An 18,822-nucleotide genomic window follows, 5' to 3' on the forward strand; every position below is an offset into this window, starting at 1 on the left:
TTCTCTTTCGGTGTTCGTTTCTTTACTGGCATTTTGCTTCCCTCCACGGTTATATCTCTATTTTACACCTTCGCAGAGGTTTACACAAAATTTGGGATGGCGTCGATTTTCAGATTATTGGCGTTATTGTGGAAGATCGTTAATGCGGATGATTGCTACTTTAGATTCCGATACAACGTTGCCTTCTTCACCCCGGTCAGCTCCTCAATCTCCCGAACGGTATACTGTTTGGTATGATAGAGCTTCACAGCCTGCTTGACTTTTTGTGCATTGGTGCGCGGTCTGCCGCCGATATGGCCGCGTGCTCTGGCGGCATCCAAACCCTCTTTGGTGCGCTCTGCAATCACATCACGCTCGAACTGCGCGACGGCACTCATCAGCGTAAACAGCAGCTTGCCTGCCGGTGTGGAGGTGTCGATCTGCTCTTTCAGGCTGACCAGATGCACACCGCGTTCGCGGAACAGTTCCACCAGCTCAATCAGGTCTTTCGTGCTGCGGCCCAAGCGGGACAGGCTCTCAATCACCACCGTGTCGCCCTCCATCATACGATCGAGCAGTTTGTTCAGCTCCGGACGATCGCGTTTGGTGCCCGTCATTTTCTCATTGAAAATGTAGTCCACGCCGTACTGCGACAGCATATCAAGCTGCCGCGCAAGGTTCTGCTGTTCGGTGCTGACACGGGCATAGCCGAATTTATAGTGCTTCATATCGTCCTCCTGTTGCAAAAATCTTCGTTTATGAAACAAAAAAATTTGCCCTCGGGATGTGGTATTCCGAGGGCAGTTTTCGTTCCAAAACTCGTTTCAAAATCAATGTGCCGAAAGTCAGGCGTTTTTGAAACTACACATCATCGGTCAGATCGAGTAACTCGTCCAATGCTTCCAGCACTTCACCGAGTACCCAGATCACGCTGAATAAGCCCATATTGTTCGCCTCTCTCCTTAGTATGCGTATAACAGCTCACCGGTCATTTCGTGCAGCAGAGTAGGATCGTAAAGCATTTCTTCGATCTCCTCCTCCGAACAGCCGTAGTCGAGCAATGCCTGAATTTCATCTGCCGTTATGCCGAATGCTTTCGCCACGCTGAACAGGTCATCGTAGTTCGCAGTCGTATCCTCGTAGTAACTGCAGTAATAGGGATAACGCCGCCACCAATGCTCATAGCTGTTTTTCGGCATAAAGCTGCCGGTAGTGATATGTCCCGCTCGGTCAATCTTCAAAATCTCGCCCTCCTTTGGCTCCAGAATGTCAGAGGGTGTGTTCAGCTTTAACTTCTTGATGGTCTTGCACAGGATTTCCTGTGTGGAAGCGTAGAGCAGGTAGCCGTCGTAAAACATGATGCACAGCGGGTTATCGCCAACCACAAACCAGATAGCATTGTTCTTATCCAGTACCGTAAACACAAAAGAACCCTCGACCTTTTCAGCCATAGCTTTAAGGCTGTCAAAGTCGAGGGTTTTCTGCTGTTCAAGAAGCTGGACGGCAACATAGCTATCGGTTTCCACACTGGTTTGCGGAAGATTTTCCGTTATACGGAGTTCCTTATCGTTCCAGAGAACGCCGTTATGTGCAAGTGCAAAAGCACCGCTGTCAACATGACCAAGGAACGGATGATTATTCTGGTTAAACTGCGCGTTACCCTGTGTGGTCATACGGGTATGACCCATGATAGTATTCACGCCGTGTGGAATATGAATTTTCATCTTCCGAGCGGGAATCGGACGTTTGTAGATACGCAGGCGGTCGTTGAAGTTATAGGCGATGCCGGTTGCATCCGTGCCGCGCACCTGACACTCTCTGGCGAGGGTATTCAGAATTTTGTTCTTTGTGTGAGTGCTCAGGCACTCCGTAAAGTCGATTAAGCCAAACAGACTGCACATACTCATTCCTCCTCGCTTGCGGTGACAGGCTCGTTGACATACAGGCGGCGTTCCTTGAGATACTGGATAAGCTCCGGCTCCTTGATTTCGTCGAGGAAGTCAAACCAGCTCATGTCCTGCACCTGATAATCGGACAAAGAAACAGCCACCTCGACAAGATGGTTGACCATCTGCAAAGTGGCTTTCAGTGTGTTTAACTTTAAGGTTCCGCGGAACATGCGGATTTCAATCGTATCCGAGTTCGTAAGGTTGACCGCTGTATAGCGCCCAGCGCAAGAGTTCTTCGCGTGGCTCATCTGCTCGGACGGCGTAAGACGGATACCGTACCGAGCCGCCCAGCGATTCATCTGCGACTGCGTGCGGCGGCTGAACCGCAGTAGCTCCGCCCAGAATTTCTCTACAAAGTAGAGCAGGCGGGCAATCGCGGCCTCCTGCTGCTCATAAGTACAGCCAAACGCCAGACGCGAGATGTGAACGTGCAGGCCGCAGGTGCCGGCGGCATGGCTGAGATACCCCATGCGCTGTGCTTTACAGAGTACCTGTTCCCACGGCATTTCGTTCAGGTGGTATTCCAGCGTCATGGGATGTGTAACAAGTTCAAGACCCTCATCCAGACTGCCATCGGTTTTGATGTACAAGTTTTCGGCGTTTGCGTTGGCAATGTCGAGCAACTTCTGTGCGTTGCTGTTCACCGTGCCGCCCTCGTCAATTTCCAGTTCTACGCCAAAATGCCGCAGGCCCTTGCCGTGGAACACAAGGTCGGGCGTATAGTTGTAGTCGTGAATCGCGCCCTTATGCTCGTCCCAGCAGTCCGAGCAATAGGAATGATCGTCATCATCGAAGTAGGCATCATAGCTGCACAGGATGCAGCCACAGTCGTGGCAGCGGACATAATGCTCGTCAAAACAGCCCTCGCAGAGCGTGTGATGATCGTCCTCAATGGCGCTTTCCTGATAGATGCGATCGCCGCAGCGGTCACAGGTTACTGTCAAACGATCTACACAGTCCTCACAGAGCCAGTCCCCCTCTACCTCAAACATCTTGCTGATCGGGTGCTCTGCACCGCAGTTGGCACAAATTCGAGTATCTTTCATTTTTGTTTCCTCCATTCAGTATTTGTTGGGTTGTTGATATTTCATGGAGATAATATATAATTGAAAATACGCTTATTTACGGAAATAGTACAAATCCCCCATTTATGCACACATAAATGGGGGAAATCTTCTGTGTTCCGCGTTCCGCGTTCTGACGGTATACTTTTTACACTTATACTTATTATTACTATTATTCTTAATATACACTGTGGAAAAAGTATCTATGCGGAACGCAGAACGCGGAACAAATTTATTCTTTAAGAACTATTGGAACTGTTTTTTCGTATATTCATAATTTCTTATCATCATATCACGCAACTGCTCTTTATTGAGCGGATCAGAAGCAATTTCATACAACACCTCAAACAACTCTTCATTGCTAAAAATCAAATCCCAAATGACATGATATTTATGCTCTCCAGCTAATGAAGTTTTTTTATGAAATGTTAATCTGCGCTTAAACTTTTTTGTTCATCCGGTGTAAGTTGCTCTGGATTATCGGTATATTTCTTTTGCAATTTCCAACACTTAATAAAGTTTTTCTGTTCTTCAAGTTCTGCGTGCGCTATATGATAAAAAATATCAGAATATATTGATTCTACTTTTTCGTTATTCCCTTGAGTATTTACTAAACCATCCTCTTTCTCAATAAATTCTTGAATAGTAACCTGTTCTTTCTTCCTTTGCTCCTCTTTTACCTTATCCGATGGTCGACCTGAAACAATAATAGGCTCAAACAATAATATATCACTTCTTTCAATAGTATCATCGTTATTCGTACGAACTACACGAGGACAATCTACCTGTCCTCCCAGATATTCAGCACTAACCCCAAATACCTTTGCAGCCCCACGACATATCCATTCAGATTTACTCTTCCCCTGTTCAACCTTCCACAACGACTGCTTCAATGCATCAACCCTTTTCTCCTCTTCCGATAACTCCTTTATCCTCGCCGCAACTTTGTCATTGGAGATATTTTTCTCTTCTCTTAACATCCTGTACCGTTCGCTAAAAGTCTTTGCATCAATCTGTAATTTTGTCGGAACCGCTACTCCTATATTACGCGACTTTGCTTGTAATTCTGGTATTAAACAAGGTTTTCCTTTTTCGTTATTTTCATCAACAGCCGCTTCGCTTTCTGCCGCATCTTGCTTGTTTTCCATCTCGCTGTCATCAATAATCTCATCTGGATTGACAGCATTTTTTTCGCTATTCTGACACTTATCGCCCTCACCGTTATCTGCCATTTTCTGCTTTTCTTCTTCATTACCCAGCATAATTTTAGCTTCCTTCAACTTTTGAAAAAATTACCTTTTATGCGAGCACTGTAAACTTTTTGAGCATCACAATTATTACTGTTGCCACTTTATTTTTATCACACGCCGCACACATCCAAAAAAGTTTCAAAAATCATCGTTTTTCGCGTTTTTCACAATTTGCAAACCACATATCACATCATGTAATATATAGCACGAAGAGGCCTCTAACACCAAAACAAGGAGGTATTCCTACGACATCAAACAATTACCCACTGGGCAAAAACGGATACGCTATTCCCATCCTCTTTGATGCGATCAACTTCGGAAGCAACAAAGCAATACCCGCCGATTCACCGACAGCATCGCCAGAAGATGTGATGAACAATGTCCTGTCTGCATTTTGTTCCAATTCCTCTGATATTACTATATCACAACAGGAGTATACCAACAATACAGGCAGTCCAGAAAAAGCTATGTCCGTTCCCGCTCTGCCACCGGTTTCCTGTGCGCCTACACAGCAGGTAGCAGTTTCGATTCCACAGAATCAGCCTGCGCCAACAGAAACAGCCGTTTGTCCACCTGTAATAGAGCGTCCCAAAGCGGCCAATGCCGCGACTATCGCCAACCACATTGCCGCAACTGGAAAAATCCGCATCTACCAAGAGCACATTTACTGGTATGCGAACGGCTGGTATCACCTATTGCAGACCGGTGAGCTGCGCCGCCTGATGCGCGCGCTCTGTACTTCCGACATTGAAAAACACAGCAGCAAGCGGGTTTTCGAGGACATCGAAGTCTTCCTGCTCAGCAATTCCAAGCTGCTTGCTGAACCACCAGGCAACCATTCGCTGCTCTGCATCCAGAACGGTATCTATGATATGACAACGAACACCATATCGCCGCATACTCCTGCCTACTTTTTCACACATTGTCTGAATGTATCGCTGCCTACTCTGTGCCATGGTACGCCGCACTTTGACAATTTCATAGGTTTTATCACCGGAAATGATTACGCTCTGCAAATGCGTATCTGGCAAATGCTCGGCTATATTTTTGCCTGTGATACCGATGGTAAGGTATTCTTCCTGCTGCAAGGTGTCAGCAACAGCGGCAAAAGCGTGCTGCTTGAGCTGCTGCGCTCTATGTTCAATCCCGAAGCTGTGAGCACACTTGATCTTTACCGTCTTGGCGATCGTTTTTCCGGTGCAGCCCTGATTGAAAAGAAGCTCAATATCTGCGGTGATCTTCCTAATCGTACGCTCTCGGCACAGGCCGTTGCAACGCTCAAACAGATCACAGGACGCGATCTTATGACAGTGGAGGAAAAGTATAAGCCGCTTGCAACCATGGCACCAGCGATCAATCTCGTGTTCGCATCGAACTTTCCGATTCGGATGGCCGAAGAAGATACGGCGCTGTTATCCCGCATGGTGGTGATACCTTTTCGGTTCTCTATCCCTACGGAACAGCAGGATCATCTACTCACGCAGAAAATCCTTGCCGAGCGGGACGGCATCTTTCTCCGCGCAATCCACGCATATCACCGTCTGCTTGCGGACAAGTACATTTTTGCAGGACAGGCCCTCGTCGATCAACTGTTATCCCAGTCCTATGCATCGCCTATGTCCGAAAACCAGAATATCGCTGCATTTCTAAATGATTGCTGTATCCTGACCGACGATAACAGCTTTACCTCTACGCAAGACCTGCACGAAGCCTGCACCGCCTATTGCGTGGGACACGACTTGCCGATCATAACTGATCGAACACGCTTTTCGCGCATATTGCGCAGCCAGCTTGCGAATAAAGTCAAGCCGAAAAAAATACGGATCGGTGACAAGACCCACAATGGGTACATCGGAATTAAACTATCGAACCAATAAGGAGAAACAAATTATGGGTAAGCATAAAAATAACTACAAAAGCAAAAATGGCCGCTACTATGTTCTCAAGGGCAGCAATGCCGTTATGATCGCCTACAACTGGGATCAGGCAAACGAATGTTTCCGGAAGTACATCTGCTCTCCTAAACGTCAAATCTCACACTGCTCTTACTTAGACGCACAGCACGATGCGCTGAACCACCTCAGAGAGATTGCACCCGGTCTTCCCATTCCACTCGAACTGCCGCTTGGCCGTATTATCACGGTCCGGTCGCTCATGCAGCAGTACTTAGGCAATACGGAGGTCTGATTCTATGACAGCACAAGTAAAATGTATCACCTTATCCGCCCGTGATCTGGCTGAACTGCTCGGCATAAGCCGTAGCGCTGCCTATGCGCTCTTTCACCGCGAGGATTTCCCAACACTCAAAATAGGCCGCCGCCTGCTTGTAACACACGATGCACTGATGCAATGGCTCAAAGAGGATGCCGCCAAGAAAAGCGCCTGAATATGCAGCAGAGGGCAAGGTCTAAAACCTTACCCTCTGCTTATCTCACGCACAGCATTTATCCTCAGCTTGTGCAAAACTTGCATACCTATGCTATACTATTTACATACAATCGAACTGTATGTGCCGGAAAGGAGTATTCTTTTACTTATGGCACGAAAAAATAAAAAGCGTGAAGCCGGAAGCGGCTCTATTACCAAGCGGAAAGACGGCCGTTGGCAGGGTCAGTATGTGTCCGACTATGATCCGAAAACCGGCAAGCTGCGTCGTCATACCATTTACGGCCAAACACAGAAAGAAGTCGCAGAGAAACTGCGTGCTGCAACCTCCAGTATTGACAACGGCACCTTTCAGGAACCGCGTAAAATCACGGTAGCCGAATATGCCGCAGAATACATGGCAACTCATGTTGCCACGCTGACCGATTCCACACAGCGCAGTTACGAGAAAAATCTTCGGCTGCATATTCTTCCCGCACTGGGTACTCGCCGTTTGACCGACCTCACCCACCGCGAGGTACAGCGCTTTGCTTTGTCTTTAGGCGTAGGCGGTAAAGGACTTGCCCCCAAGACTGTACACACCGTATTCGGCACGCTGCACGCCCTGTTGACCGCCGCACAGCGCGATGAGATCTTACAGCGCAATGTTGCTGACTTCTGCTCTCTGCCGCGTGTAACGCAAACCCGCGCCAAAGCGATCCCCTCTGCCGAGCTGAATCAGTTTCTCGATCTGATTCGCAAGGACGAATTCTATTATCTGTTCTTCCTCGATATTTTCTCCGGTATGCGCCAGTCCGAAATTCTCGGCTTGCGCTGGGCTGATATTGACTGGAACCGAAACAGCCTTGTTGTACGCAAGCAGCTCCAGCAGAAATGCAAGAAGGGCGATTACAGCTATACGCTCATTCCTCCGAAAGAGAACAAGCAGCGGCGTATTATTCTGGCGGAAACGGCTATGCTTACGCTTCAGAAGCAGCGCACCAAGCAGCAGCGTCAGCGTTTAGCCGCCGGACCGCTGTGGAACAATCCGTTTGATCTGGTTTTCACCAATGAATTTGGCCGCGCACTCAACCACCAGACCGTATACAAGCACCTCAAGCGTCTGCTGCGTTCCTGCGGTATGGGGGATTATACGTTTCATTCTCTGCGCCACTCATTCGCTACGATTTCGCTGGAAAACGGCGATGATATTAAGACCGTGCAGACGAATTTAGGTCACAGTACAGCTTCGTTTACGCTGAAAACCTACGCTCATGTCAGTGACCAAATGCAGCGCAGCAGTGCCGCCCGTATGGAGGAGCTGATCTCCAGTTTGGGAGCCGTAAATTAGCCCGTTGCTGTCACGATTGCTGTCAAGAAAAATTAAGTCGTTCTAAAAGTTATTATTTTCCATCTATGAATGCAGAAAAGCTGCACTTTTCGCAATAAAAAGTGCAGCTTTCATGGCGGAGACAGAGAGATTTGAACTCTCGCGCCGATTTCTCGACCTACTCCCTTAGCAGGGGAGCCCCTTCACCAGCTTGGGTATGTCTCCATGTCAAGGTATTGAGTTGTGCGCGGAGTTATTCTCGATCGAACCCTCCGCGCGCAATCTCGTGATTGGCGGAACGGGTGGGATTCGAACCCACGCGCCCTTTCGGACAAACGGTTTTCAAGACCGCCTCGTTATGACCACTTCGATACCGTTCCGTATCTTGCCCGATAAGCAAGATATATTTTACACCAGATCCTCGTGTTTGTCAACACATATGTGAACATTTGTTCTCACTTTTTTCTTATCACAATTTCATGCAGAGATGCGACGCTCGCCGCGGGAGCAAAAAGGGTAGACACCTGCGGTTCTACCCTCTTTGAACACCCGTTTCCCTTGGCAGCCTACCTTGGGTGCAGATGGTAGACTGCGTAAGCAGGAAAAGGCGTACGGCAGAGGATTTTTTCTTCCGCGTTGTATCCGCATATTCGCATTTCGCTTACCGTACTGCTACACAGGTCGGCTACTCTACGCAGGCGCGGCACAAGGTGAATTGCCCGAAGGGCAAGAGAAGGTACTCTGAAGTATGACAGTGCCGCACAACTCGTTGGTTTGTGCAGATTATCCATTTCCTGCGGGTATAATCACTGCTCGGTGTTAAATCTCTCCACTCTTAATTCTCCATTCTCCATTTTCAATTCTCAATTTCCAACTCCTCACTCCTAACTCTCCACTCTTAACTCATATTGCCAACAAAAAAACAGCCGAACCACAAGGGTTCGTCTGTTTTTGTGCCTTATTTCAGCTTTTCTTCCCACTCTTTTACCTTAAAACCAGGAAGAGCAAAGTCCTCGCCGATGATCAGCGGGCGCTTGACCAGCATGCCATCGGTCGCGAGCAGCGCATACTGCTCGTCCTCGGTCATGGCCGGCAGCTTGTCCTTGAGCCCCAGCGCCTTATACTGCAGACCGCTCGTATTAAAGAACCGCTTAAGCGGCAGACCGCTCTTTTCATGCCACGCACGCAGCTCCTGCTCGGTCGGATTGTCCTGCTTGATATCACGCTCGTCAAACGCCACGCCACGCTCCTGCAGCCACGCCTTCGCCTTCTGGCAGGTCGAGCATTTGGGATAGCATACAAACAGCATTTCGGTGTCCTCCTCTGTTAATCCTCGGCTGCCGTCTGCGCTGCGTCCGAGCGGCACAGGCAGAACAGCTCAGCGGCCAGCATAACGCACGCTGCTGCACCCAGAATGCCGCGCAGCACCATTTTGATCGACCACATAGACGGAATGCCCATCAGCATAGCCAGACCGTAGCCGCCGATATCCGACACCGACATGGTGACCGCCACTGCGGCAAAGAACGCCAGCATAGCCGGAGCCGGCTTGCCAAACAGCAGACGCGCCAACTCATAAAACGCCAGCACAATCATCACATCGGCAACCAGACCAAAGCCGAACGACGCCAGCTTCGGATCGGTGCAGGTCATGCGGTAGTTGACCAGCAGATGCAGGCAGCTCCAGAACAGCGGTACGAGCGTCATTGCGGCGCTCTTTTCCGTCATCTGTACGCCCTGTGCCTTGGCCAGACCGATCATGCAGCCGCCGGTCAGCACGCCCATGATCGCGTAGACGATCTCCAGAACACGCGCCCATGCAGCCGCGTCCTGCTCTACTGTGGTGATGGTCAGATACAGGTAACCCAGACTGCCCGCCGCTACAATCAGTCCCGCAACGACAGCCGCCATGCGGAACAGCGCCTCCTTCGTGCCGAGCAGCTGCTCAAACGGTACCTTATTGCGCGTCTTAAGCGGCAGCGCCAGCACAGCATACACGATTGCACTGATAGCGAACAGCGCGATCACGAACCAGATCCATTTATCGCCTGCCGTCGGCAAGCCGGTGCTTACGTCAAAACCGTTCAGCAGGTGCAGCGCGCGCAGCGCAATCCCCGGAACACACAGCACGACCGCCAGAATCGGCAGGAGCTTCGTTGCTTTCATGTTGTTTCCTCCATTAAGAGATAGTATTAAACGCTACTATTATAGCATACTTGCCGCAAGGCTTCAATACAGCGAATAATTGATATTTGCATATAAAAACAACCGCCTGTTCAAAACAGACGGTTGTTTCGCGCATTGCGCGTGTTCAATAGAATTTGCCGTGCAAATTCCAAAAATCCGGGAGCATGTACCGGCGCAGCGCGGCCGAGAAGCCGCGCAAGGATAGCGCAGGATTTTTGACTTTGAGAGGGAGAAAATTTCCGTACGGGAACTTTCGGACAACTTTGGAACAGCCTGCGGTCCGTTCCTGCTTGCCGACGGAACCGTGGTTCTGCGACAGCAATCAGTGCTGGCTTACCTTGGGCATCTGCACCTTTTCCTGTGCATTGAACTCCGTGTTTGCCGGAGTCTGCTTACTCATGCCGAGCTTGAGCAGAATCGGCGTTACCAGCGTAGTAACGATAACGACCAGTACGATCGGCGGGAACATGTGCGGGTCGATCAGACCGGCCTGCTCGCCCTTCTGTGCTACGATCAGTGCAACCTCACCGCGGGATACCATGCCCAGACCGATGGAGAACGCATCATAAGTCTGGAAGCCCATGATGCGGGCACCAATGCCACAGCCGATGATCTTGGTCAGGATTGCAACGATGGTCAGTACCACTGCGAAGATCGCCATGGTGCTGGTCAGACCTTCCAGGTTGGTCTTAATACCGATGGAAGCGAAGAACAGCGGAGAGAACAGCATGTAGCCGAGCACGTTGGTCTTGCTTGCAACGTAGTCACGCGCAGAGGACAGACGGCACATTACGATGCCTGCGAAGTATGCACCGGTGATATCTGCAATACCGAAGTAACGCTCTGCAACGTAGCTCATCAGGAATGCGAATGCTACCGCATAGATTGCAATACGGCGATGATGATGCCACTTCTCCTCCATCTTGAGGAATACGCGGTACATAACGAGACCAACAACCAGTACGAAACCGAAGAACGCAACGATGCGGCCGAGTACCAGAATCGGCTTTACCGACGGGTCAGTCAGTGCGGTCAGAATGGTCAGCACCACGATACCGAGGATATCGTCGATTACAGCCGCGCCGAGGATTGCTGTACCGACTTTACTTTTCAGCTTGCCCATCTCACGCAGGGTCTCGACGGTGATCGAAACCGAGGTAGCCGTCAGAACGACACCAATGAAAGCAGCCTTCAGCATGTTCATCGGGTCGGTCGGATCATTGTCAAATGCCAGATAGCATGCAACACCACCGACCAGCGGCACGATAACACCGATCAGCGCGATAATGAAGGACGCAAAACCGGTGGTTTTCAGCTCGTCCAGATCGGTATCCATACCTGCGTTGAACATCAGGATGATTACGCCAATCTCAGCGGCCTTTACCAGAAAATCGGTCTCGCCTACCCAGCCGAGGCAGCTCGGGCCGACCAGCACACCGGCAATCAGTGCACCGACAACCTGCGGCATATGCACGCGCTCCGAAGTAAGGCCGAATACCTTTGTGAACAACATGATGATCGCAATCGTCAACAGAAAGTCATATGACATTGTTCCCACCCTTTCTTAATGTGATAACCTTTTGCATAGAATATTATACTCTTTTTCGCGCAAAGAACCAGCTAAGATTTCAATTTTTGCTCCGTGATTTTGAACGAAATTACCAAACAGCGCATTCAATCTCTGTGCACTCTGCCAGTTTCGCTATTTTCTGACATTATTCAGCAGATCCTTCCGAAATCGCCTGTTCCTCCTCATCAGCCGCGTGCGTGCGCGCGCCCATGCGGCTGCGGAATGCGGCGCAGCAGAACAGACCGACCACGAAAATCCGCAGCGGATACGCCAGCAGAAAGCCTAACTCGTCTAACTTGGATTGTTCTTTCTGCCCCGTCTATGCCGCAAGGCAAAAAAAAGAACGCCTTGCGAGCATAAGCTTGCAAGGCATTGAAATTTCAACTTTTTCCATTATATCATATTGTGTGGAAATTTCAAGTGTTTTTTCTTCGCCTATTCCTATTATATATAGTCGCCGCTTGAGAAGCGAACGAAATGTGCGCTGACGCCGCGCGGGCGCACAAGAGGGTAGACACCTGCGGTTTCCACCCTCTTGTGTATCTCCCCTTTCCCTTAGAGGGTCTGGCGCAGACCAGAGACCGGCGACCGCTCCGAAATGGGGGAACGGCAGTCGGGTTACCGTTGCGTGTCTTTCGTGAAATATTCGCAGTTCACAGATAGATTACTGCTACACAGGTGGTTTACTCTACGCAGGCGCGGCATGACCGTGCCGCGCAATTCGTTAGCGCGTTATGATAGACAGCACCTACGAGGATAAATTGTACCAAACGTCTAAATTCGTAGGTGCCGTGCGGTACAACGTGCCAAGGATTTGCGCGGCACTGTCATGCCGCGCCTTGCGTTGATTAACCCGTATGTGTAGCAGAACGGTATCTGACCCTGCGAACAGGTTGCTCAAGAGGACGGACTCCGAAGGTAGTTCGTCCGTAGCAGAGAAAAAATCCTCTGCCGTCCCCCTATTTCGCAGCGGTCACATGTTGGCAATCTGCGCCAGACTATCAAGCAAGGGAAAGGCAGGAGTTCAAAGAGGAAGGAAAACCGCAGGTTGTCCTTCCTTTTTGCCCACCGCCGTGGGTACGGCATCGTCCCCGCCGCGGATGCGGCAGTCTCCCGCGCTCCGCAGAGCGCAATTCCCTGCTGAGGTTCAGCGAAAAACTCTCCGCCCGTTAGGGTGAACCGCCTGCGCGGTTCAAATCCCCCGCTCAGCCGGTGCAGAACAAGGTGCCGCCCGTTAGGAGCGAACACACTTACGCAGTTCGCGTACCCCAGCCATTCGGTGCCAAGAATGCCCGACCGCTCTGCTATTTTAGGCAAAAGTAAAAACCCCATTCCAAACGGAACAGGGTTTTGTACTTCGCTTTATATGTGTTCAGGAATTAGCCCTGAGAGATAGCGCCTACCGGGCAGGAACCTGCGCAGGTACCGCAATCTACACATGCGTCAGCGTTGATCTCGTACTTGCCGTCGCCCTCAGCGATAGCGCCAACCGGGCACTCGCCAGCGCAAGAGCCGCACATAATGCAGCCGCCACCGATAACATATGCCATTGGTATTGCACCTCCAAATGTATTTTACAATTATCATTTTACCACAAGATTTAAAAAAAGCAACAAAAACAAGCGGTTAGTCTTTGGTAACTTTTATCATAGTACACAATTTGGGTCAGTTTATGAAAAATCGAGAAAAATCGTGATTCAAAGCGATAGAGCGAGAAAACTCGCGGTTAGCCTTATCTACCTCACTTTAATAGTCAGAAATGGTCAAATTTTTCTCTTGATTTTAGACGCCTCCGGATATACAATATAGACAATGATCAGGGAAGGTCAGATGAGTAAGTGCCTTCCCGGAAGGAAGTGAAACACCATGAAAATGTCCGATGTGATCGCCGACTTCATCGGTGAGATGCTGTCAGACGGCGGCGGCGTTGCTGAGCTGCAGCGCAAAAGCCTTGCTGACCGGTTTTCGTGCGTACCGAGTCAAATCAATTATGTGATAGAGACCCGCTTCACACCGGAGCATGGTTATCTGGTTGAGAGCCAGCGCGGCGGCGGCGGTTTCATCCGCATCATCCGTCTGCTGGATGACAAGCAGCGCACGCTGCTCGAAGCGGCACGCGGTATCGGCGGACGGCTAAGCCAGAACGACGCGGCGCGTCTAACACGCGCTCTCGTTTCCGCTGAGCTGCTTACCCAGCGCGAAGGTCAGCTGCTGCTGTCCGCCTGCTCGGACGGTGCGCTGGCGGAGGTTGATAAAACCGACCGCGACAGACTGCGTTCCGCGATTTTCCGATGCGCAGTCATGGGCGTTGCAACAACGTGATGCCCTTTTCTTCGTAAACACTACATTATATTATATATAATCTCTCAGAGAGGAGTTTTGACTTATGAAATGCGAAAAATGCGGCAAGAATGAAGCTACCATGTATTATAAGGAAACCGTAAACGGTGTCACCCGTGAGATGCACCTGTGTCCGGAATGTGCACAGAAGGAAAACCTCGGCGGTGCGTTTGAAAACGCATTTCAGTCGATGAACCACTTCTGGAGCGATCCGTTCCATTCGTTCCTCGGCGGCGGCTTTGGCAGCCTGTGGAATGACATGTTGGGCGAAGCAACTCCGACCGCTACCATGCTCGGCACCGAGCGCAAGTGTCCGACCTGCGGCATGACCGAAAGCGAACTGCGCCGCACCGGCCGCGTCGGCTGCCCGGACTGCTACGCCACGTTTGCGGATATTCTGAATCCGTATGTACAGAAGATTCACGGTGCAACACGTCATATCGGCACGGCACCGGCGGCGCCCGAGCAGCCGAAGGCCGATCCGGTGGCTGACCTCAAGGCACAGCTGAAGGCGGCAGTTGAAAGCGAGGATTACGAACGCGCAGCAAGCCTGCGCGATGAGATCCGCAGAATGGAGGGTGAACAGAAATGAGTATGTTTGAGATTCACGGCGGCTTTACCGGACTGGCAGCGTCCAGCCGCGTACGCCTTGCACGAAATATTAAAGGCTATCCGTTCCGTCTGACCGAACAGCAGCACAGCGAAATTGCTGACAAGGTATTCGCTGCACTGAAAGAAAACCCGACCATCGGCCCGGAGTTTGACAAAAAGCAGATCATCCCCCGTTCGACCGAAGCCTCTCAACTGGTTGAGGAACATCTCATCTCCCCTGAGCTGGCGCAGAACGGCGGCTGGCTCATCGTCTCCAAGGACGGCGGCGTGTCCATCATGGTCGGCGAAGAGGATCACCTGCGTCTGCAGGTCATCGGCACCGGCCTTTGCCCGAAGGAATGTCTCGAAACCGCAAACCGTGTAGCTTCGCTCATTGAAGCGGCGCTGCCGTTCGCGTATGACGAGCGCCTCGGCTACCTGACCGCCTGCCCGACTAATATCGGCACCGGTCTCCGCGCCTCCATCATGCTGCACTTGCCGATGCTGACCGCAACCGAGCAGATGGACCGCATCATTGGCTACGCGGGCAGCCGCGGCTGTGCCGTTCGCGGCACCTACGGCGAAGGCTCGCAGGCGGTCGGCGGATTCTATCAGGTGTCCAATCAGGTTACTCTCGGTGCGTCTGCCGCAGAGCTGACCGACAAGCTGGTAGAGACCGCGACCACTATCATCGACGCCGAGAAAAAGGCGCGTGAGCAGGTACGCAGCCAGAACGAACCCGCACTGCGCGACCGTATTTACCGCGCAGCAGGCACGTTGCGGAGTGCATATCTGATTGACACGAATGAAGCCGTTCAGTGCATTTCCAATGTTCTGATTGGTCTGCAGATGGGTTTCCTGTCCGGCATGGACGCGCAGAAGCTGTACGCACTGGAGGAGCACATCCGTCCGGCAATGCTGACCGGCGCACCGCAGGACCGCGATAAGAAACGCGCGGAAATCCTGCGTGAAGCGACAAAGCCTATTCAATTCAACTAATCACCTGTGCGCCCCTGCGAGGACGTTTTACCCCTAAATCAAGCTATTTTCCTACTCTGAAAGGAGTGTTATTTATGTTCTATCAAAATCGTTTTACCGAGCGTGCCCGTCAGGCACTGACGCTTGCACAGGAAGCGGCCGCTTCGTTCGGCCACAGCTACATCGGCTCAGAGCACCTGCTGCTCGGCCTGCTGCGTGAGGGCGGCGGCCCGGCCGCCAAGGCACTCGCTGCCGCCGGCGTGACCGATGAAGCACTCGTTAAGCAGATTGAAGATCTGTCCGGCCGCGGCACCCCGGATTCCACCGCGCCGCAGGGCATGACGCCGCGCACCAAGCGCATTGTAGAGCTGTCCGTACAGTCCGCGAATGAGATGGGCACCGGCTATGTCGGCACCGAACATCTGCTGCTCGGCATCCTGCGCGAAGGGCAGAATGTGGCACTGACCGCACTGGCCAACCTGCGTATCACCCCGCAGATCCTTGTCGAGAAGCTGAATGAAGCGCTCGGCGGCGTACAGGACAGCGTTTCCGGCGAGCCTGGCAGTGCTGCAAACGGCGGCGCTGACAGCAAGGACGCGCTCAGCCAGTTTGGCCGCGACCTGACCGCCGCTGCCAAGGAGGGCAAGCTGGACCCGGTTATCGGCCGCTCCAAGGAGATTCAGCGTGTCATTCAGATTCTGTCCCGCCGTACCAAGAACAACCCGGCGCTGATCGGTGATCCGGGTGTCGGCAAGACCGCCGTTGTCGAGGGTCTGGCCCAGAAGATCGTTTCCGGCGATGTGCCCGAAACCCTGAAAGGCAAGCGCCTGATCTCGCTCGACCTGACCGGCATGATCGCGGGCACCAAGTACCGCGGCGAGTTCGAGGAGCGCATCAAGAAGGTCATCGAAGAGCTGACCGCCAAGAAAGACACCATCCTGTTCATCGATGAGATGCATATGCTGATGGGCGCCGGCGCCGCTGAGGGCGCTGCCGATGCAGCGAACATCCTCAAGCCCGCGCTGAGCCGCGGCGAGGTACAGGTCATCGGCGCGACCACGCTCGACGAGTACCGCAAGAACATCGAAAAGGATGCCGCTCTGGAGCGTCGTTTCCAGCCGGTTCAGATCAACGAGCCGTCCGCCGAGGATGCCGTTGAGATTTTGAAGGGTCTGCGCGACAAGTACGAGGCGCACCACCGCATCAAGATTCCGGATGAGGCCATCGAAGCCGCTGTCAAGCTGTCTGTCCGCTATGTTACCGGCCGTTACCTGCCGGATAAGGCCATCGATGTTATCGATGAAGCCTGCTCGCGTGTCCGCCTGTCCAGCCTGACCACTCCGCCGGATTTGAAGCAGATGGAGGACGAGATTGCCGCTGTTTCCGCCAAGAAAGAGGAGGCTGTCAAGGGTCAGGACTACGAGAATGCCGCCAAGCTGCGTGACGAGGAGAAGTCCAAGCGCGAAGCGATGGAAACCCGCAAGAAGGAGTGGGCTGACCAGCAGACCAAGTCGCACGGTGCTGTCACCGAGGACGATATTGCCGCCGTTATCTCCGGCTGGACCGGTGTTCCGGTCGCCCAGCTGACTGAGGACGAGGGGCAGCGCCTGCTGCACCTCGAGGATACGCTGCATCAGCGTGTTATCGGCCAGAGCGAAGCTGTAACGGCAGTTGCCAAGGCGATCCGCCGCAGCCGTGTCGGCCTGCGCGACCCGAAGCGCCCGATCGGTTCGTTCCTGTTCCTCGGCCCGACCGGTGTCGGCAAGACCGAGCTGAGCAAGGCGCTGGCCGAAGCGATGTTCGGTGACGAAAACGCCATGATCCGCATCGATATGTCCGAATATATGGAGAAACACGCCGTTTCGCGTATGATCGGTTCGCCTCCGGGATATGTCGGCTACGATGAGGGCGGCCAGCTTTCCGAAAAGGTTCGCCGTCACCCGTACTCGGTTGTTCTGTTCGATGAGATTGAAAAGGCACACCCGGATGTGTTCAACATCCTGCTGCAAATCCTTGAGGATGGTATCCTCACCGACGGTCAGGGCCGCCATGTAGATTTCAAAAACACCATCATCATCATGACGTCCAACATCGGTGCACAGAAGATCACCGGCAGCGGCCGCAAGTCGCTCGGCTTTGCGGACGGCAAGCCGGAGGACGCTGCAGAGCGCACCTTTGAGCAGATCAAGGCCGACGTTATGGCGGAACTCAAGACCGCGGTTCGTCCGGAGTTCCTCAACCGTATCGACGACATCATCGTGTTCAACCGTCTGAATGAGGACGAGATTGCACAGATTGCCGACGGCATGCTCCGCAAGGTTGCTGCCCGCATGCAGGATATGGAGATCACCATGGATTGGACCGAGGCCGCTAAGAAGCATCTGGCTAAGGCTGGTTTTGATCCGGTTTACGGTGCCCGCCCGCTGCGCCGCGCTGTTACCAACGAGGTCGAGGATCTTGTTGCCGAGGAATCCCTTGAGGGCAAGATCAAGAAAGGCGACAGCGTAACGCTCGATGCCGCCGACGATAAGCTGGTGCTGACGCATAAGGATGCAAAGGCTTCCGCAGAAACTGAAAATAAGGACGAATAATCCTTATCCGGATAGCGAAAGAGGTACGATTCGTGAGAATCGTACCTCTTTGGGTTTTGCGTCTTTTTGGTCTGTGCACAGAATTGAGAATGAAAAATGGAGAATGGAAGCACCCGTAATTCGCAACCAATCGAAATCTATTCTTCCAAATCGGACCGATTTTATAGTATAATGAACATATACAAGACAAGGCGGTGATACCATGCTGAAGCCACGAATCAAAGCAATTTTCGTCCTGCTGTTCGCCACCATTGCGATTATGACTGTAACGGTCAAAAACACGCCGCCGGTTTCGGAATATATGCAGACCGGAATCCGGCTGTCCGACCTGCCAGACAAGGAGTGTGTTGCATTTATGGCATCCAAAGGGGCACACATGCCGGGTCATTACAAGCAATCGCTTTATTTTCCGGCTGCAACCAAGGACTATATCACCACTTTCGAGCAAAACCCGTATAAAACACTGCGTGGCGTATACAGCGACACATCCACAAATCAATACGTCGAAGATGTCCGCAAAATCGTGAACGACTATTACGGGATTTACCATGTCGAATATTATCTTGACCGCGACCCTGAGTATCCCAGTGTAGGCGCCGAACAATGAACCCAAACAGCACAAAAAGCCT

The 18,822-nt window shown here is 51.9% G+C and carries 17 protein-coding genes and 2 tRNA genes; 9 read left to right on the forward strand and 10 right to left on the reverse strand.

The annotated features are described in order from the left end of the window. Positions 1-155: 155 nt before the first annotated feature. From IEY11_RS13410 to IEY11_RS13425, 4 genes are all read right to left on the reverse strand, one after another. Entirely contained in the window at positions 156-707 is a 552-nt protein-coding gene (locus tag IEY11_RS13410) for a recombinase family protein (RefSeq protein WP_118481140.1), read from the reverse strand. 234 nt (positions 708-941) lie between these two features. Continuing rightward, positions 942-1,880 (reverse strand): class II glutamine amidotransferase, encoded by a 939-nt coding sequence (locus IEY11_RS13415; protein WP_188886810.1) that lies wholly within the window; start codon positions 1,878-1,880, stop codon positions 942-944. A 2-nt stretch (positions 1,881-1,882) separates the two neighbouring features. Beyond that, a complete protein-coding gene (locus IEY11_RS13420; RefSeq protein ID WP_243184019.1) occupies positions 1,883-2,974 on the reverse strand; it encodes an amidoligase family protein in 1,092 nt (363 codons plus the stop codon). A 446-nt stretch (positions 2,975-3,420) separates the two neighbouring features. After that, complete coding sequence (locus tag IEY11_RS13425) at positions 3,421-4,254, reverse strand: hypothetical protein (protein WP_188886812.1); 834 nt, start codon at positions 4,252-4,254, stop codon at positions 3,421-3,423. A gap of 59 nt (positions 4,255-4,313) precedes the next feature. Here IEY11_RS13425 and IEY11_RS13430 point away from each other — a divergent pair, with 59 nt between their 5' ends. From IEY11_RS13430 to IEY11_RS13445, 4 genes are all read left to right on the forward strand, one after another. Further along, on the forward strand, positions 4,314-6,119 hold the full coding sequence (locus tag IEY11_RS13430; protein ID WP_188886813.1) for a DNA primase family protein: 1,806 nt from the start codon (positions 4,314-4,316) through the stop codon (positions 6,117-6,119). 13 nt (positions 6,120-6,132) lie between these two features. After that, entirely contained in the window at positions 6,133-6,429 is a 297-nt protein-coding gene (locus IEY11_RS13435; RefSeq protein ID WP_118361123.1) for a hypothetical protein, read from the forward strand. Positions 6,430-6,433: 4 nt separating this feature from the next. Then, positions 6,434-6,628 carry a helix-turn-helix domain-containing protein gene (locus IEY11_RS13440; RefSeq protein WP_118361125.1) on the forward strand — a complete coding sequence of 65 codons (195 nt, stop codon included), beginning with the start codon at positions 6,434-6,436 and terminating at the stop codon, positions 6,626-6,628. A 150-nt stretch (positions 6,629-6,778) separates the two neighbouring features. After that, on the forward strand, positions 6,779-7,957 hold the full coding sequence (locus tag IEY11_RS13445; RefSeq protein ID WP_188886814.1) for a tyrosine-type recombinase/integrase: 1,179 nt from the start codon (positions 6,779-6,781) through the stop codon (positions 7,955-7,957). Between the two features lie 113 nt (positions 7,958-8,070). Here the strand turns inward: IEY11_RS13445 and IEY11_RS13450 are convergent. The 6 genes from IEY11_RS13450 to IEY11_RS13475 all read right to left on the reverse strand — a co-directional run bounded on the left by IEY11_RS13450 (position 8,071) and on the right by IEY11_RS13475 (position 13,243). Further along, positions 8,071-8,161 (reverse strand) — tRNA-Ser (locus tag IEY11_RS13450). Between the two features lie 66 nt (positions 8,162-8,227). Continuing rightward, positions 8,228-8,316: transfer RNA gene (locus IEY11_RS13455), tRNA-Ser, on the reverse strand. A 578-nt stretch (positions 8,317-8,894) separates the two neighbouring features. Further along, positions 8,895-9,245 (reverse strand): arsenate reductase family protein, encoded by a 351-nt coding sequence (locus IEY11_RS13460; RefSeq protein WP_118761723.1) that lies wholly within the window; start codon positions 9,243-9,245, stop codon positions 8,895-8,897. 17 nt (positions 9,246-9,262) lie between these two features. Then, positions 9,263-10,102 (reverse strand): hypothetical protein, encoded by an 840-nt coding sequence (locus IEY11_RS13465; protein WP_188886815.1) that lies wholly within the window; start codon positions 10,100-10,102, stop codon positions 9,263-9,265. Positions 10,103-10,445: 343 nt separating this feature from the next. Next, positions 10,446-11,672, reverse strand: coding sequence for a cation:proton antiporter (locus tag IEY11_RS13470; RefSeq protein ID WP_117752032.1), 1,227 nt, complete (start codon positions 11,670-11,672; stop codon positions 10,446-10,448). Between the two features lie 1,400 nt (positions 11,673-13,072). Continuing rightward, positions 13,073-13,243 carry a DUF362 domain-containing protein gene (locus IEY11_RS13475; protein ID WP_110435960.1) on the reverse strand — a complete coding sequence of 57 codons (171 nt, stop codon included), beginning with the start codon at positions 13,241-13,243 and terminating at the stop codon, positions 13,073-13,075. 316 nt (positions 13,244-13,559) lie between these two features. Here IEY11_RS13475 and IEY11_RS13480 point away from each other — a divergent pair, with 316 nt between their 5' ends. From IEY11_RS13480 to IEY11_RS13500, 5 genes are all read left to right on the forward strand, one after another. Next, positions 13,560-14,015: a CtsR family transcriptional regulator gene (locus tag IEY11_RS13480; protein WP_118361133.1), complete on the forward strand. Its 456-nt coding sequence runs from the start codon at positions 13,560-13,562 to the stop codon at positions 14,013-14,015. A 64-nt stretch (positions 14,016-14,079) separates the two neighbouring features. Further along, positions 14,080-14,625, forward strand: a complete 546-nt coding sequence (locus IEY11_RS13485) for a UvrB/UvrC motif-containing protein (RefSeq protein WP_118648195.1) — start codon at positions 14,080-14,082, stop codon at positions 14,623-14,625. Continuing rightward, on the forward strand, positions 14,622-15,623 hold the full coding sequence (locus IEY11_RS13490) for an ATP--guanido phosphotransferase (protein WP_188886816.1): 1,002 nt from the start codon (positions 14,622-14,624) through the stop codon (positions 15,621-15,623). Before IEY11_RS13485 ends, IEY11_RS13490 begins: the two co-directional genes overlap by 4 nt. 74 nt (positions 15,624-15,697) lie before the next feature. After that, positions 15,698-18,193 (forward strand): ATP-dependent Clp protease ATP-binding subunit, encoded by a 2,496-nt coding sequence (locus tag IEY11_RS13495; protein WP_188886817.1) that lies wholly within the window; start codon positions 15,698-15,700, stop codon positions 18,191-18,193. Between the two features lie 202 nt (positions 18,194-18,395). After that, complete coding sequence (locus tag IEY11_RS13500; protein WP_188886818.1) at positions 18,396-18,800, forward strand: hypothetical protein; 405 nt, start codon at positions 18,396-18,398, stop codon at positions 18,798-18,800. Positions 18,801-18,822 lie beyond the last annotated feature (22 nt).

This window comes from Butyricicoccus faecihominis, assembly GCF_014648015.1.
Lineage (GTDB): Bacteria > Bacillota > Clostridia > Oscillospirales > Butyricicoccaceae > Agathobaculum > Agathobaculum butyriciproducens.

Excerpts from the sequence above, each read along its gene's own strand:
- IEY11_RS13410 (WP_118481140.1), bottom strand. The coding sequence starts at position 707 with ATGAAGCACTATAAATTCGGCTATGCCCGTGTCAGCACCGAACAGCAG.
- IEY11_RS13415 (WP_188886810.1), bottom strand. The coding sequence starts at position 1,880 with ATGTGCAGTCTGTTTGGCTTAATCGACTTTACGGAGTGCCTGAGCACT.
- IEY11_RS13420 (WP_243184019.1), bottom strand. The coding sequence starts at position 2,974 with ATGAAAGATACTCGAATTTGTGCCAACTGCGGTGCAGAGCACCCGATC.
- IEY11_RS13425 (WP_188886812.1), bottom strand. The coding sequence starts at position 4,254 with ATGCTGGGTAATGAAGAAGAAAAGCAGAAAATGGCAGATAACGGTGAG.
- IEY11_RS13435 (WP_118361123.1), top strand. The coding sequence starts at position 6,133 with ATGGGTAAGCATAAAAATAACTACAAAAGCAAAAATGGCCGCTACTAT.
- IEY11_RS13440 (WP_118361125.1), top strand. The coding sequence starts at position 6,434 with ATGACAGCACAAGTAAAATGTATCACCTTATCCGCCCGTGATCTGGCT.
- IEY11_RS13445 (WP_188886814.1), top strand. The coding sequence starts at position 6,779 with ATGGCACGAAAAAATAAAAAGCGTGAAGCCGGAAGCGGCTCTATTACC.
- IEY11_RS13460 (WP_118761723.1), bottom strand. The coding sequence starts at position 9,245 with ATGCTGTTTGTATGCTATCCCAAATGCTCGACCTGCCAGAAGGCGAAG.
- IEY11_RS13465 (WP_188886815.1), bottom strand. The coding sequence starts at position 10,102 with ATGAAAGCAACGAAGCTCCTGCCGATTCTGGCGGTCGTGCTGTGTGTT.
- IEY11_RS13470 (WP_117752032.1), bottom strand. The coding sequence starts at position 11,672 with ATGTCATATGACTTTCTGTTGACGATTGCGATCATCATGTTGTTCACA.
- IEY11_RS13475 (WP_110435960.1), bottom strand. The coding sequence starts at position 13,243 with ATGGCATATGTTATCGGTGGCGGCTGCATTATGTGCGGCTCTTGCGCT.
- IEY11_RS13480 (WP_118361133.1), top strand. The coding sequence starts at position 13,560 with ATGAAAATGTCCGATGTGATCGCCGACTTCATCGGTGAGATGCTGTCA.
- IEY11_RS13485 (WP_118648195.1), top strand. The coding sequence starts at position 14,080 with ATGAAATGCGAAAAATGCGGCAAGAATGAAGCTACCATGTATTATAAG.
- IEY11_RS13490 (WP_188886816.1), top strand. The coding sequence starts at position 14,622 with ATGAGTATGTTTGAGATTCACGGCGGCTTTACCGGACTGGCAGCGTCC.
- IEY11_RS13495 (WP_188886817.1), top strand. The coding sequence starts at position 15,698 with ATGTTCTATCAAAATCGTTTTACCGAGCGTGCCCGTCAGGCACTGACG.
- IEY11_RS13500 (WP_188886818.1), top strand. The coding sequence starts at position 18,396 with ATGCTGAAGCCACGAATCAAAGCAATTTTCGTCCTGCTGTTCGCCACC.